The following is a 13,386-nucleotide window of genomic DNA, read 5'->3' on the forward strand; positions in this document are numbered from 1 at the left end:
TTTTATTTCTGTATTTCTATAAGTTAAAAATCGATTAAATAGTAAAGTAACCAGTAAGTTGTAAGCCCATCAACATCACACCAGCACTCATTAGTGCAGTATTCGTGACTGTCGAAAAACGTTGAAATGACGGCAGTTTTCTCCATGCATTTATCATGATCAAAATAAGTGCGAGCGCAGCAAATTGACCAAGTTCAACACCTAAGTTAAAGGCAATCAGGTTGGTAATAAGACCTTCATCAGCTAGGCTAAATTCTTGTAATTTGGTAGCTAAACCAAAGCCATGAAATAGACCAAAAATCAGCACCGCCCATTGGGTATTAGGCTGCCAATTAAAACAACGCTTAAAGCCACCTAGATTATCGAAGCCCTTGTAAATTACGGAAAAACCGATAATGGCATCAATTAAATAAGCGTTGACCTGTATGTCACTTAACACACCAAATAACAGAGTTGTACTATGTCCAATAGTAAACATGGTGACGTACAACAGTACGTCACGGCTACGATATAAAAAGAAGATAACACCCACTAAAAACAATAAGTGGTCATATCCCGTTATCATATGTTTAGCGCCTATGTATAGGAATGGAATAAACTGAACACCTGTATTCTGTTCCAAAAACGCTCTGGTTTTATCATCAACACCGTGAGCAAAGGCTTCAATGCTAACAAGTGCCAGCAACGCAACTGCCAAATAGGTTAACGCTTTAATCATATTATTTGGCATCTTGAGACTCCAATACTTCAACATCAGTCAAAATAGACTCCTTTTCTTTGTGTAAAATTCTGTATAAGGCAGGAATGACAAACAGAGTCAAAATCGTTGACGAAATAATGCCACCAATGACTACTGTTGCGAGAGGTCGCTGAACCTCTGAGCCAATCCCTGTATTTAAAGCCATCGGAATAAAACCTAATGATGCGACCAAGGCGGTTGTTAATACAGGGCGAAGTCGAGTAAGTGCACCGTCAAATATTGCTTTATCAAGTGCCAATCCATTTTTACGTAACTCTCTAATGAACGACACCATAACCAGTCCATTTAGAATTGCTATGCCCGATAAGGCAATAAAACCAACGGCTGCCGAAATTGAGAACGGAATATCACGTAACAATAGAGCAGCTATACCACCTGTTAATGCTAATGGAACACCTGTGAAGATGATCATTGCATCTTTAAATGAGCTAAGCGCTAGTATCAACAATCCGACAATCATAATTAAGGTGACTGGTACAACAATACTCAGTCGCTCAGAAGCGGATTGCAGTTTTTGGTAGGTGCCGCCATATTCCACCCAGTAACCAGCCGGAATTTCAACACTTTCATTAATTGCAGTTTGGATATCCGCAACAAAACTTCCTAAATCTCTTCCGCGAACATTGGCAGTAACCACAACCCTACGCTTACCATTTTCGCGGTTAATTTGGTTAGCACCAGATACAAGCTCAATTTCAACAAGTTCTTGCAGTGGCACTGAATGACCGTCAGCCAACATAATCGGTAAATAAGGAAGTTCATCAATATTATTTCGTTTTGATTCTGCTAGGCGTACTACAATATCAGAGCGCACATCGCCTTGATAAAACTTACCTGCGACAGTACCACCCATCGCAGTTGCCACTTGAGATTGCACTTGGCTAATACTAATACCAAACTGCATCAATTTTTCACGCTTTGGTACTAAGTTAAGCAGTGGTAATCCCGTTGTTTGCTCGACTTGAATGTCTGCAATGTTATCAACTTGCGAAATAGCACCTTCTATCTCATCACCTAATGCGGTTAAAGTTTCAAAATCATCACCAAATACTTTAATGGCAAGCTCGGCTCTAACCCCAGCTAATAGCTCATTAAAACGCATTTGAATGGGCTGTAAGAACTCATAGCGGTTGCCCGGAATCGGCTCAACAAGTGCGGCCAATTCTTCTACGATTTGTGCTTTAGTTTTGTCTGGATTAGGCCATAATTCACGAGGCTTTAAGATAATAAAGTTATCTGCAACACTTGGTGGAACCGCATCGGTTGCCACATCTGCCGTGCCTATCTTAGCAAAGACACGTTCAACTTCTGGCATTTGCTTAATTTTATCTTCTAACGATTCCTGAAGTGCTACAGCCTGAGATAGTGACGTACCGGGAATACGTAAGGCGTGCATGGCAATATCACCTTCATCCAGATTAGGCGCAAATTCACTACCTAACTTAGTCGCTTGATAGCCAGAAAATATAACTAAAAGTGATGCCGCAATTATCACTAACCAACGTGCTTTCAATACCCATTTCAAAGCAGGTTTATAAAGGACCGCAGCGCCACGAATAAGTGGACTGTGCTTTTCTTTTACTGGCTTTTTAAATAGTAAGGCAACCATTGCTGGTACGAAGGTTACCGAAAGCAACATAGCACTCAGTAATGCAATAACTACAGTGATCGCCATTGGATGGAACATCTTACCTTCTACGCCTTCAAGAGCGAAGATAGGCAGATAAACTACGGTGATAATAAATACACCAAATAATGCGGGACGTATCACTTCTCTTGTTGCTTCGAACACTAACTCTAAGCGTTCTTTTAGCGATAACGGGTTATTTCCAGCCTGACTTAGCCTGCGGAGACAATTTTCTACGATAATAATGGCACCATCGACTAACAAACCAAAATCTAACGCCCCCAAACTCATCAAGTTTGCACTCACCCTTGTATGCACCATACCTGTTACTGTCATCAACATGGCAAATGGGATCACTAATGCGGTTAAAAATGCAGCCCTGAAATTGCCTAGTAGTACAAAGAGCACAACAATAACCAAAATGGCCCCTTCAATTAGGTTGAGCTGTACGGTTTTTAAGGTTTTATCAACTAATTTAGTGCGGTCATAAACAGCGGTTGCGACAATCCCTTCTGGTAAAGTGGCGTTAATTTCTTTGAGCTTTTCTCCCACGGCATGGGCAACGGTGCGGCTGTTTTCGCCAATAAGCATGAACACCGTACTCATCACCACTTCACGACCATTTTGTGTAGCAGCACCAGTTCTTAGCCCTTTACCGTTTTCAATATCGGCTACGTCTTTTATATAAATTGATGAACCATCAAGCGACTTAAGCGGAATATTACCAATGGCAGTCATATCAGTAACCTGACCGGGCAGCCTTAATAACCACTGTGCGCCATTTTGCTCTATAAAGCCTGCGCCTTGATTTTGATTGTTTTGTGCGATGGCATTAACCACATCGGCTTGTGATAGTCCAAAAGCAAGTAGCTTTTCAGGTTTAAAGGCGACTAAAACCTCCCGTTCAAATCCGCCTATAGGGTTCACCTCTACAACACCGGGTACACGCATTAACTGTGGTCTTATGGTCCAGTCATGTACGGTTCGTAAATCCATTGGTGTAATAGGCGTGCCATCAGCATGTGTTGCATCAGGCTCAGCATCAACCGTGAACATAAAGATTTCACCAAGACCTGTAGCTATTGGCCCAAGTTGAGGCTCTAAGCTTTGAGGCAACTCAGCTCGTGCCGCAGACAAACGTTCATTGACTAGCTGACGGGCAAAATAGATATCCGTATCATCGCTAAATATCGCTACCACTTGCGATAAACCGTAGCGAGAAACCGAACGCGTATAGGTTAAGCCCGGTAAACCTGATAACGCAGTTTCTAACGGAAAGGTTACTCTTTGCTCAACTTCCAAAGGTGTAAAACCAGCCGCCTCAGTATTGATCATTACTTGAACATTGGTGATATCTGGTACAGCATCAATGGGTAGTTTGGTAAAGTTCCAGATACCAAGCCCTGAAACAGCAAGTACCATCACCATCACAAGGAATTTGCGCTTTATTGAAAAGCGTAAAATTGATTCCAACATTTATACGCTCCTAATGATCATGTGATGCGCCAGACTTTTCAATGTCGGCTTTTAAGATGTAGCTATTATCAGCCACGTATTCTGTACCTGCTTTTAATCCACCTAGAACTTCAATCCATTCACCTCCGGCTCTTCCAAGCTCAAGCATACGGACTTCGTATTGTTTACCGACTTTGGCATAGACAACGGTGAAATCTCTAAAACTTTGCAAACCAACACGCTTAACAGCAAGCGGCACATCGATTGTTGCTACTTCAATATTTGCTTTAACGAAGTTTCCTTCTGCAAGTTCAGCATCTGCTAATTCAACCCAAACCATTCTTGCTTGATCATCTCTCACGCTTGGCTCAATAAATGACACCTCACCTACAAGGGGGTTCTTATGACCTTCAATGTTTAACGTAACTGGCGTTTCCAGTTTAACCTTGGAATAATCCGAAGGATAAACCGCTAATTTGGCAATATGGCGATTAAAATTGGTAATGGTGAGTAAGGTTTTACCATTGGTTTGCTCACCCGCGTTTGCGAATAACTGGGTAATAACACCATTAATGGGCGCTTTAATAACGTAGGGCTTAAGACTTTCATTACTTTCTACTGTGAATAGCGTTTGCCCTTTTTTAACGATTTCACCGAAATTGACGTGTAATTTGGTGATTTCACCATCAAAACGCGCTGCAATGTTTCGCTTAGCGCCCACAGGTAAACTTAATTTTCCATAAGCAGGAATGGTTTGATGAATTGTCGCAGGGCCTGCAATTTCAGTGTTGATTTCCATTGCATCGGCAACTGCCTGTTCAATTGTGGTGCGACCCTCGAAGTTGTCATATCGCCAATTGTACTTTTTACCCTGATAAGTTGCTTCAATGGCAACGACAAAAGAGTGAGGCTCATAAATCACCATATCACCGCGAAGAAAGTCACCTTGGGCATTGAAGTTAATATCATCAGTGCCATCGCCTAGACGGATTAACTTTACGTTTAAACTAACTTTCGCTGGGTCAATAGGTTGCCCTTCATTTGTTGCCCAAACACGAAATTCTGGCGGCACGCCTGTTTCAAAAATAGAGAGTTCAATTGCAAAATCACCTTCTCGTAACATGCGCCCACGGTGTGGACCTTTCTCTGGTTCAGCTTGCTCAGCCGCAGGTGATGATGCCGCAATAGCATTAGGTGCGACGACGCCTGTTAATGAGATAAGTATCGCCAAACTCAATGACGACAGGATATTTTTATTTTTCATAAGTTTGCTCACGGTTCTACTCGCTATCACTAACGGACACGCCAGTTAGGCGTTGAATTTCAATATGTTGTAAGTGCAAAGATTGATAAGAATCAAGTAACTGATTTTGGGCGCTGAGTAGCTCTCTACGGATATCACTCCACTGGTTGTAGCTAAGTTTGCCGATATCAAATGCCTGACTTGCTTCAGTCAATGCGGTTTCTAGTACAGGAATAATTTCAGCTTGAATCGTTTCAATGACATGGTGGGAATGCGCCATTTCTTGCAATAGCACATAAAGCTGTGCATCAAGTTTCTGCATTAACGCTTGTTGCTGACTTGCCAGAACATCTTGTTTTGCGAGTAAGGCAGCTATTGTTCCTGCATTTCTATTTTCACTTCCCCAAGGAATAGAGACACCCGCCACTAAACCAAAATCATCGGTCGTTTCATATCGTCTTAGTCCAGCAGTGAATTGCCACTGAGGTTTGGCTTCAATACGTGCGAGTTCCATTTGAGACTGGGCGATACGTTGTTCATCAGCAAACTGCTGTATTTGCGGGATTTGCTTAAGCTTGTTTAGCTGGCTTTCTACAGATGGAATTTCCGGCTTAAGCACTAAATTCCCCGTTAACTTAAGCTCTGCCTGAGGCTTACCCCATAAGGATGACAGTTGATAATGGCTGGCTTTTAATTCGTGCTCTAAATCTTCGACAGCGAGATTTCTTCGAACCAACTCAGCTTGAGCCAAGCGCATTTCGACATTAGAACTTTTGCCTGCTTTTACTCTTTTGGCAATAGCGTCAACCACTTCCTGTGCCTGAGATACCGCTAATTTATTGAGTTTCAGGCGCTCTTGTTTTATCAAGATTTCAACAAACTGCTTAGCAACAATCGCAGATAAATCGAGGGCTTTTATTTTTTGCTCGACTATTACTGCACTTGCTTGGCTTTTTGCCGCATTAACTCTGCCATCAATTTGATCTTGTTGAAGCAACCAAGAGTAGGTGAGCGTTGATTGCATACTTTTTAATGCACTATGCTCACCAGTCCCTAACGCATCTTCAATCATTAAACCTATTTGAGGACGCTCTCCAATTCCAGCTTGCTCGATATTACCTTGCCACAAGGCTTCTTGAGCTATCAAGGCTTTTAATTCAGGATGACTTTGTAGAGTCATGGTCACAGCCTTGCTTAAATTTATAACCTGATGTGATGACTGTGATTGCTGCTGGATTTGCGCATTAGCCAAAAAGGGAGTTGATGTTACTAAACCAGCCCCCGTTGTTAAAAATAGACCAACAGCCAAAAACCGATTGCCAGTCGGTTTTTTTCTGTTGCTTTTATAAAGATTAAATCTCATTCCATATCCTTAATTAATGGATGAAAAAAGTTTCGATAAAGTGATGAAAACTATCGACAGTGGATGCCGCTAGTACTGGCATAGTTGCCAATAATGCTAGAGTAATGATGAAAGTAGTAAGTGACGGTTTATTAATTGGATTTAATAAACCTTCAACACGAAGACTCGTGTAATCATGTCCGAAGTAGCTAACAGACGCCTGATCGCAATCCGTAGGAAGTGCTTTTTGAAGTCTAGCGACATCAATTAATGTCTGTGCGATATCAAGGTGGTCGTATTCTTTTGTGACCTCATTGTCGGCCATCTTTTCCGTCATTAAGACATATTGCTCGATTAGGGTTTGTTTTATACGTGACGGATAGAAGCTGGCAAGTGCCGTGAAAAGCACTTTAAATAACGGGTCTCTTGCCGTTACATGAGCCAGTTCATGATTAACGATGATATTAAGTTGTTCATCGCTAACTTGGGTTTGTAGTCCGGTTGATACATATATCTTGGGAGATATAAAACCTGTAGTAAAGGCAACAGGCACTTTAACAGGCATCAATAAATATTGATTGCCATTAGTCGTCCTAGCATCTTGTGCATCAGTAAAGCTTAGTAAACTCGATAATGCGATGGACTGTTTGGTTCTAGCAAAGGTAGTCTTAGTTACGCGCCAAGCTAAATAGATTAGTGCTAAAAGTAAGGTTAACGCGTGCCAACTTGAAAAGCTAAAAATATCGATATGGTGCCAATGGGCAAAATCTTCGAACCAGCTTATGTTAAAAACTTTATCAAACCCTAACGAGTAAGGCATAAAGTAACTAATACAAGAAAAGGCTATCCACCAAGGTGCACTCACTAGTGACCACAATATAAACTTTTGACTATTAAAACTGACTTGTTCGAGTCTGAACAACACAAAACGAGATACGACAGCAACAGTTGCAATACCTATCACAAATGCAAGCACTGAAACACTGAGCAAATTTAGAACGATTGCCATATCTCCAACTAACATAATTAAGCCCGCTCCTTTCTAAGCTGGCGTTGTTTCTCGATCATTTTTTCTAATGTATCGAGTTGTTCGTCATTAAGCTGTGCCGAAGCAGAACTGAACGCAGCAATTAAGCTATTTTCACCATCATCAACAAAGTCACTGGTTACATTTGAAATAAGTTGAGCAATTAAGCCTTCACGATCTACTCTGGCTGAATAACAATACGCATGGCCTTGTTTAGTGCGTTTAAGTAATTCTTTTTTAAATAACCTATCAAGCGTACTTTGGATAGTATTTAACGAATTACCACGAGCTAACCCCAGTACTTTATGTACTTGCTTTGCATCCGCTTCTTTCACATTCCAGAAATGTTGAAGCACTAACTTTTCTAGTTCACCTAACTGCATAACACTTTACTCTATTTAATTCGTTGGCTATATTGTCACAACAAAAACCGATAGGCAATCGGTTTTTTCATTTAAGGACATTATATGGGTTGGCTAATAACTAAGTATTTGATCACCGCTACGGTCATTGTCGCGGCATCAGAGCTAGCAAAACGAAATGATAAACTAGGCGCACTAATAGTGGCCTTACCGACAGTCACAATTTTAGCCATGATTTGGTTATATGTTGAAAAGCAGCCGTCAGAGAAAATAGCCAATCACGCTTGGTACACCTTTTGGTATGTACTTCCCACATTGCCCATGTTTTTACTTTTCCCCATGCTGATGCAGCGCTACAGTTTTTGGCTATCGTTACTCATCAGCTCATTAATAACTGTAATTTGCTTTTGGCTGTTTTCTTTATTGCTGAAGCAGTTTGGAATAGATTTGCTTCCTTGAGGTTAACAGCAAGGTCCGTTGTTCGCCCCACAGCTGCCATTAGAGTATTTACGTTAACGCGTAATGGGGCAGAAGCGAGTTATACCTGAATGACTGAAATTGACACTTTTGCGAAGTTAGGCTGTGAACGATAAGTCATGGTTAGCTGTAATAAGCTAACTATTAGTAAGAGAAAATTTTCCTATTTACACATGTTTAAACAAGCTTTAGTAAGTCCAATATTTATAGTTGGCAATAAGTTATACTAGATGCTATTGATAAAATGAGGATGTTTTCGCACTAAAGTAGGGGAAGTCCAGTTAGTCGTATCTAAGTTCCCCCAAAGCTAATAACTCTAGGCATTTCTTTATGCTGTAAGAACAGTCATATAACTATACTGGTCTTGTGCAACACATAGCGCTAAGTTTCAATATTACTAAATATTTAATAGGATCAGGGATTGAGTAGCTACTTACAGCAAGAGACATATGACTGTATTTTGCATAAAGATACTACTAAGTCTTATTGATGGCTTACTTAGTACATATTCCTTTTCAATTAATTTAGACGCTAAACTACGATATAATTGTAAGTTTTTATCTGAAATTAATGTAAGTGAATACTGTAAGCTTATTTAAATTTAAAAATATTTTAAATTCAATAGCTTGAGTTTTTAAGTTCCATAAACTTACACTTTTTACCCTGTAGTTCTACCATGCGGCCGTAGAAATGCGCGACAATCCTAAGCTTGCAAGCGTACCGCTGGCAATTGGCGGAAATAGTCGCCGTGGAGTGCTCTCTACCGCTAACTATATTGCTAGAGAGTATGGGGTGCGCTCTGCTATGTCTAACTATCATGCCAAACAGCTTTGCCCTGACTTAGTTATTGTGCCTGGCAGAATGGCTGTTTATAAACAAGTATCTACACAGATCCGCGCCATTTTTAACCGCTATACTGACCTTGTAGAACCTCTTTCGCTTGATGAAGCATATTTAGATGTGAGCCATAGTACTGCTTTTAAAGGTAGTGCAACGTTAATTGCTGAGCAAATTCGTACCGATATTTTTAATACCACAGGACTGACTGCATCTGCAGGGATTGCCCCAATTAAATTTATAGCCAAAATAGCCAGTGATGAAAATAAGCCCAATGGCCAATTTGTAGTATTGCCTGAGCAGGTTGACTCGTTTTTAGCCCAATTGCCATTAGGTAAAATTCCAGGGGTGGGTAAAGTAACTCTAGAAAAGCTTAATTTAAAAGGGTTATACACGGGGCAAGATGTGCGCGAAAAAGGGGCTAATTGGATGCAACAGCATGTGGGTAATTTTGGTGTGTCGTTATATCAAAAGTGCATGGGTGAGCATATAGGGCGCGTTTCCACCGAGCGGGTACGTAAGTCATTGAGTGTGGAACATACTTATGAATACAACAAAAACAGCCTAGATGAATGCCTTGAACAATTACCGCAACTGTTAGATGAACTCGTGGTTCGATTAAATAAACAGCAACTACAACATAAAATTAATAAATTAAGTGTTAAAGTTAAATTTGCTAATTTTGTAGTGACCTCAGCAGATCAAGCTGCGCATCAATTAAACACGGCTATTTTTAAAGAGTTACTCGCCAAAGCCTATCAACGTGGATTACAACAACCGGTGCGCTTATTAGGAATTGGCGTGGGTATTAAAAATCAATCAGAGCATAATTTACAGCTCAGTATTTTAGATGTGTAAAACGTGTAACTCCAAGTTGCCAGTAAATATGCAGGTTATCGCAGTTCACTGGTTATAAATTGCTAAATAAATAATAATAGGGACTACGTTTTCTAACAGGATCCTTTTTTATGGCATATCCAAAAGCAGTACTGGCTAAGCCGGTAAGTGCAAGCCTAGATTGTACATCGCATGATGCACTTATTATTATCAGCAACGACTTTTCTCATTTACCAAATACGCCACTGCGTGATGCAATTTTAGACCAAGCCCAAGTAGACTCACGCATAGGCAATCAAGTCACCTTGTTAGTGATTGCCGGTAAACGTGTCGTGTTAGCGCCAACAGGCCCTTTAAACAGAGATTATGACGACGTTCGTCGTTATTTTGATGCAGCCAAATTAGCCATTAATGAGGCAAAAGCATCAGGTAGTGTTAACCCTGCTATTTATTTACCCGCTTTAAATACGGATAGCCGTTATCAACATGCTCTTGAAGTGGCTTACTTAGGCGCATGCCAAGCATTATGGCAACCCCTAGAAGCGCGTGAGTTTCATGGTCAAGGTATTGAACCTATTACTCAAATAGGCTTAATTGATGCCAATGAGCAAACAATCAAAGCAGTCAATGCGTTAGCTGCGGGGCAATATGCCGCACGTGATTTATGTGGCACCGAGCCTGAACGCATGGCCCCCCCACGTTTTGCTGATTATTGTACTGAGTTATTTGAAAACAGTGCGGTGAGCGTTGATGTGATTGATGATTTAGCTGCCATTGATAAGCATTACCCCATGCTAAGTACCGTTGCTCGCGCATCGTATGCGGTAGAGCGTCATCATCCACGCGTTGTTAAACTTGAATACGTGCCTGAGGGCGAAGTAACCCGAACACTGATGTTTGTTGGTAAAGGTTTAGTCTATGACACGGGCGGTGCAGATTTAAAAGTCGGTGGTTTTATGGCGGGCATGAGCCGCGATAAAGGCGGTGCGGCCTCGGTTGCTGGATTTATGAAAGCGGTAGCCGATTATCAGCCTAAAGGGGTTAAAGTGATTGCCTTTTTAGCGGTTGTACGCAACTCTATTGGTTCAGATTGTTTTGTCCCTGATGAAATAATTACTAGCCGTGAAGGTGTGCGAGTACGTATTGGTAATACCGATGCCGAAGGGCGTTTAGCTATGGGGGATTTACTTAGTGAAATGAAAGATTTAGCTAAAAATGAAATAAATCCAACGTTGTTTACAGTGGCAACCTTAACAGGGCACGCTGCGCGCGCTATGGGGCCTTATGGCGCATATGTTGAGAATGGGCCCGCGCGTAGTGCTAATATTTCACGCCAATTAGCCGATTGTGGTGATTTATGGGCTGACGGTGCTGAAGTGTCGCGTTCACGCCGTGAAGATTATGATTTTATAAAACCACGCACTTTAGCTGACGATGTGCTTTCTAGTAATAATGCGGCTTCTGCTGTCACAGCGCGCGGCCATCAATTCCCTATGGCATTTTTAGCTGTGGTAGGTGGATTAGATAAGCATGGTAATGAATCTACTTTACCACTTCCTTATGTACATATGGATATTGCTGGTAGTGGCGTTGAAGGCGGCGACTGGCAACATGGTAAACCAACTGCAGCGGCAGTTAGCAGTTTATTTGCCCGCTATTGTTTATAATTTTCTATAAATAATCCTAAAAAGCCCTGAAAATCAGGGCTTTTTAATTGGTGGAAGATATTTATTATCCGGAGTTAAGGTTAACTAAGCTTAAAGCGCGATACCACGCTTGATAACTCAACACTGCTTTGTTTGAGTTTGTCGCTAGCGCGAGTTAAATCTTTGGTGTTACCCAATGATTGCTCTGTAGATTGTGATAAATCATTAATTCTTAAATTCACCTCGTCTGCGGCTGATGTTTGCTGCTCTGTGGCGCGAGCAATTTGGCCGTTCATATCGGTGATCACCGATACCAGCCTGTCTATTTCATCAAGTGATGCATTAGCTGAAGAGGCTTGTTCAACCGTAGAAATAGAAATCTCTTGGCTAGATTTTACCGCTTCAACTGCAGCTTTAGCCCCTTCTTGCAGCTTAGCTATCATAGCTTGAATCTCATCAGTGCTTTTACCTGTCCGGCTGGCAAGTGTTCTTACTTCGTCGGCTACAACTGCAAAGCCTCTTCCATGTTCACCTGCTCTTGCAGCTTCAATAGCTGCGTTTAGCGCTAACAGATTGGTTTGTTCAGCAATGCTTCTAATAACATCAAGTACCGAGCCAATATTATTACTCTCTTGAGCAAGGTCGGCGGTCACTTTGCTCACGGTTTCTATATTACTAGAGAGGGTTTCAATGGCGATAATGGTTTTCGACACTACATTTTTACCCGTTGATGCATTACTAGCAGCATCATTTGCGGCTTGCTCAGCAGCTTCGGCATTACGGCTAACATCATGAATTTGATGAGTCATTTGCTCCATTGCCGCGGCTACTTGGGTTGAGCTGTCGTTTTGAAGTTCAATGAATGATTGGCTGGTTTTGCTAGAATCATCTACAGCATGGGCATGCTCGTTTACATCGTTTGCGCTTTTGGCAACCAGCACCAAAGACTCCCTAATTTTAGAGACAAACAAGTTAAATGACCGCGACAGCTGAGATATTTCATCATTGCCATTTTCGTTGAGAGTACGGGTTAAATCCCCCTCACCTTGAGAGATATCTTTCATCATTTCTGCTGCTAAACGAGTCGGCGTTAAAATACTGCGACCAATAAAGTAGCTAAAAAGTACGACAACGACGATCATAATCATTACATTGATAACGATAATAGTACGTTGCAGCGAAAAGGTGTTGTCTATGGTATCAAGGTAAACGCCCGAGCCGATGATCCATTGCCATTGATTAAAGCCTTTTACATACGCAATTTTATCTACGGGTTTGTCGCTGCCGGGTTTTGGCCACTTGTAAGGCACATAGCCTTCGCCGGATTTTTTAACAACATCAACCATTTCAACAAACAAAGGGGTGCCATCAGGGTCTTTATTATTCGTTAAATCTTTCCCTTCAAGGGCTGGTTTAATTGGGTGCATTACCATGGCTGGCTGATAATTGTTGATCCAAAAATAGTTAGTATCATCGTAACGCAATGATCGTATTAAGGCCATCGCTTGAGATTGTGCTTGTGCACGAGTGAGTGTTTGACTTTGTTCAAGCGCTGCGTAGTGTGTAATGATGCTATAAGCAGTTTCCACCACATTTTTAGTTTTTAGATATTGCTCATTTTTAAGCGATTTATATTGATTACTTAAACTCGAAATACTCAATACAATTAAACCAAAAATTACAATCCCTACTAAAATGGCTAAACGTTGAAATATAGTAAAACGACGGAGGTTTGGCATATGCATGTTCCCGTATTAGAGCATTATTTCTCTT

Annotated in this window: 9 protein-coding genes and 1 pseudogene; 3 read left to right on the top strand and 7 right to left on the bottom strand. The window is 41.2% G+C overall.

The features are described from left to right. Positions 1 to 34: 34 nt before the first annotated feature. Genes ABZP26_RS03810 through ABZP26_RS03835 form a run of 6 tightly spaced genes read right to left on the bottom strand, consistent with a single transcriptional unit; the run spans position 35 to position 7,837 of the window. Positions 35 to 730 (bottom strand): HupE/UreJ family protein, encoded by a 696-nt coding sequence (locus tag ABZP26_RS03810; RefSeq protein ID WP_028834943.1) that lies wholly within the window; start codon positions 728 to 730, stop codon positions 35 to 37. Then, complete coding sequence (locus ABZP26_RS03815; protein ID WP_028834942.1) at positions 720 to 3,863, bottom strand: efflux RND transporter permease subunit; 3,144 nt, start codon at positions 3,861 to 3,863, stop codon at positions 720 to 722. The genes ABZP26_RS03810 and ABZP26_RS03815 overlap by 11 nt, the downstream gene beginning before the upstream one ends. Positions 3,864 to 3,873: 10 nt before the next feature. After that, positions 3,874 to 5,106: an efflux RND transporter periplasmic adaptor subunit gene (locus ABZP26_RS03820; RefSeq protein ID WP_028834941.1), complete on the bottom strand. Its 1,233-nt coding sequence runs from the start codon at positions 5,104 to 5,106 to the stop codon at positions 3,874 to 3,876. Positions 5,107 to 5,122: 16 nt separating this feature from the next. Continuing rightward, complete coding sequence (locus ABZP26_RS03825) at positions 5,123 to 6,448, bottom strand: TolC family protein (protein ID WP_028834940.1); 1,326 nt, start codon at positions 6,446 to 6,448, stop codon at positions 5,123 to 5,125. A 13-nt stretch (positions 6,449 to 6,461) separates the two neighbouring features. Continuing rightward, positions 6,462 to 7,451 carry a M56 family metallopeptidase gene (locus tag ABZP26_RS03830; RefSeq protein ID WP_028834939.1) on the bottom strand — a complete coding sequence of 330 codons (990 nt, stop codon included), beginning with the start codon at positions 7,449 to 7,451 and terminating at the stop codon, positions 6,462 to 6,464. A 2-nt stretch (positions 7,452 to 7,453) separates the two neighbouring features. Then, positions 7,454 to 7,837: a BlaI/MecI/CopY family transcriptional regulator gene (locus ABZP26_RS03835; protein WP_028834938.1), complete on the bottom strand. Its 384-nt coding sequence runs from the start codon at positions 7,835 to 7,837 to the stop codon at positions 7,454 to 7,456. An 84-nt stretch (positions 7,838 to 7,921) separates the two neighbouring features. On the opposite strand from ABZP26_RS03835, the gene ABZP26_RS03840 reads away from it, so the two are divergent. The 3 genes and pseudogenes from ABZP26_RS03840 (at position 7,922) to ABZP26_RS03850 (ending at position 11,634) form a co-directional block, all read left to right on the top strand. Further along, positions 7,922 to 8,275: a DUF3147 family protein gene (locus ABZP26_RS03840; RefSeq protein WP_028834937.1), complete on the top strand. Its 354-nt coding sequence runs from the start codon at positions 7,922 to 7,924 to the stop codon at positions 8,273 to 8,275. 681 nt (positions 8,276 to 8,956) lie between these two features. Further along, positions 8,957 to 9,988 (top strand): annotated as a pseudogene (dinB, locus tag ABZP26_RS03845) (DNA polymerase IV). Between the two features lie 110 nt (positions 9,989 to 10,098). After that, entirely contained in the window at positions 10,099 to 11,634 is a 1,536-nt protein-coding gene (locus tag ABZP26_RS03850) for a leucyl aminopeptidase family protein (protein WP_350608012.1), read from the top strand. A gap of 80 nt (positions 11,635 to 11,714) precedes the next feature. Here ABZP26_RS03850 and ABZP26_RS03855 read toward each other — a convergent pair whose 3' ends face one another. Beyond that, positions 11,715 to 13,352, bottom strand: coding sequence for a methyl-accepting chemotaxis protein (locus tag ABZP26_RS03855; protein ID WP_368485383.1), 1,638 nt, complete (start codon positions 13,350 to 13,352; stop codon positions 11,715 to 11,717). Between the last annotated feature and the right edge of the window lie 34 nt (positions 13,353 to 13,386).

The organism is Pseudoalteromonas sp. SD03, from assembly GCF_040937955.1.
Lineage (GTDB): Bacteria > Pseudomonadota > Gammaproteobacteria > Enterobacterales > Alteromonadaceae > Pseudoalteromonas > Pseudoalteromonas tetraodonis.

What these genes read in the sequence shown, in the direction of transcription:
- ABZP26_RS03855 (WP_368485383.1), bottom strand. Translation starts at nt 13,352, where the DNA reads ATGCCAAACCTCCGTCGTTTTACTATATTTCAACGTTTAGCCATTTTA.
- ABZP26_RS03830 (WP_028834939.1), bottom strand. Translation starts at nt 7,451, where the DNA reads ATGTTAGTTGGAGATATGGCAATCGTTCTAAATTTGCTCAGTGTTTCA.
- ABZP26_RS03815 (WP_028834942.1), bottom strand. Translation starts at nt 3,863, where the DNA reads ATGTTGGAATCAATTTTACGCTTTTCAATAAAGCGCAAATTCCTTGTG.
- ABZP26_RS03840 (WP_028834937.1), top strand. Translation starts at nt 7,922, where the DNA reads ATGGGTTGGCTAATAACTAAGTATTTGATCACCGCTACGGTCATTGTC.
- ABZP26_RS03850 (WP_350608012.1), top strand. Translation starts at nt 10,099, where the DNA reads ATGGCATATCCAAAAGCAGTACTGGCTAAGCCGGTAAGTGCAAGCCTA.
- ABZP26_RS03820 (WP_028834941.1), bottom strand. Translation starts at nt 5,106, where the DNA reads ATGAAAAATAAAAATATCCTGTCGTCATTGAGTTTGGCGATACTTATC.
- ABZP26_RS03835 (WP_028834938.1), bottom strand. Translation starts at nt 7,837, where the DNA reads ATGCAGTTAGGTGAACTAGAAAAGTTAGTGCTTCAACATTTCTGGAAT.
- ABZP26_RS03825 (WP_028834940.1), bottom strand. Translation starts at nt 6,448, where the DNA reads ATGAGATTTAATCTTTATAAAAGCAACAGAAAAAAACCGACTGGCAAT.
- ABZP26_RS03810 (WP_028834943.1), bottom strand. Translation starts at nt 730, where the DNA reads ATGCCAAATAATATGATTAAAGCGTTAACCTATTTGGCAGTTGCGTTG.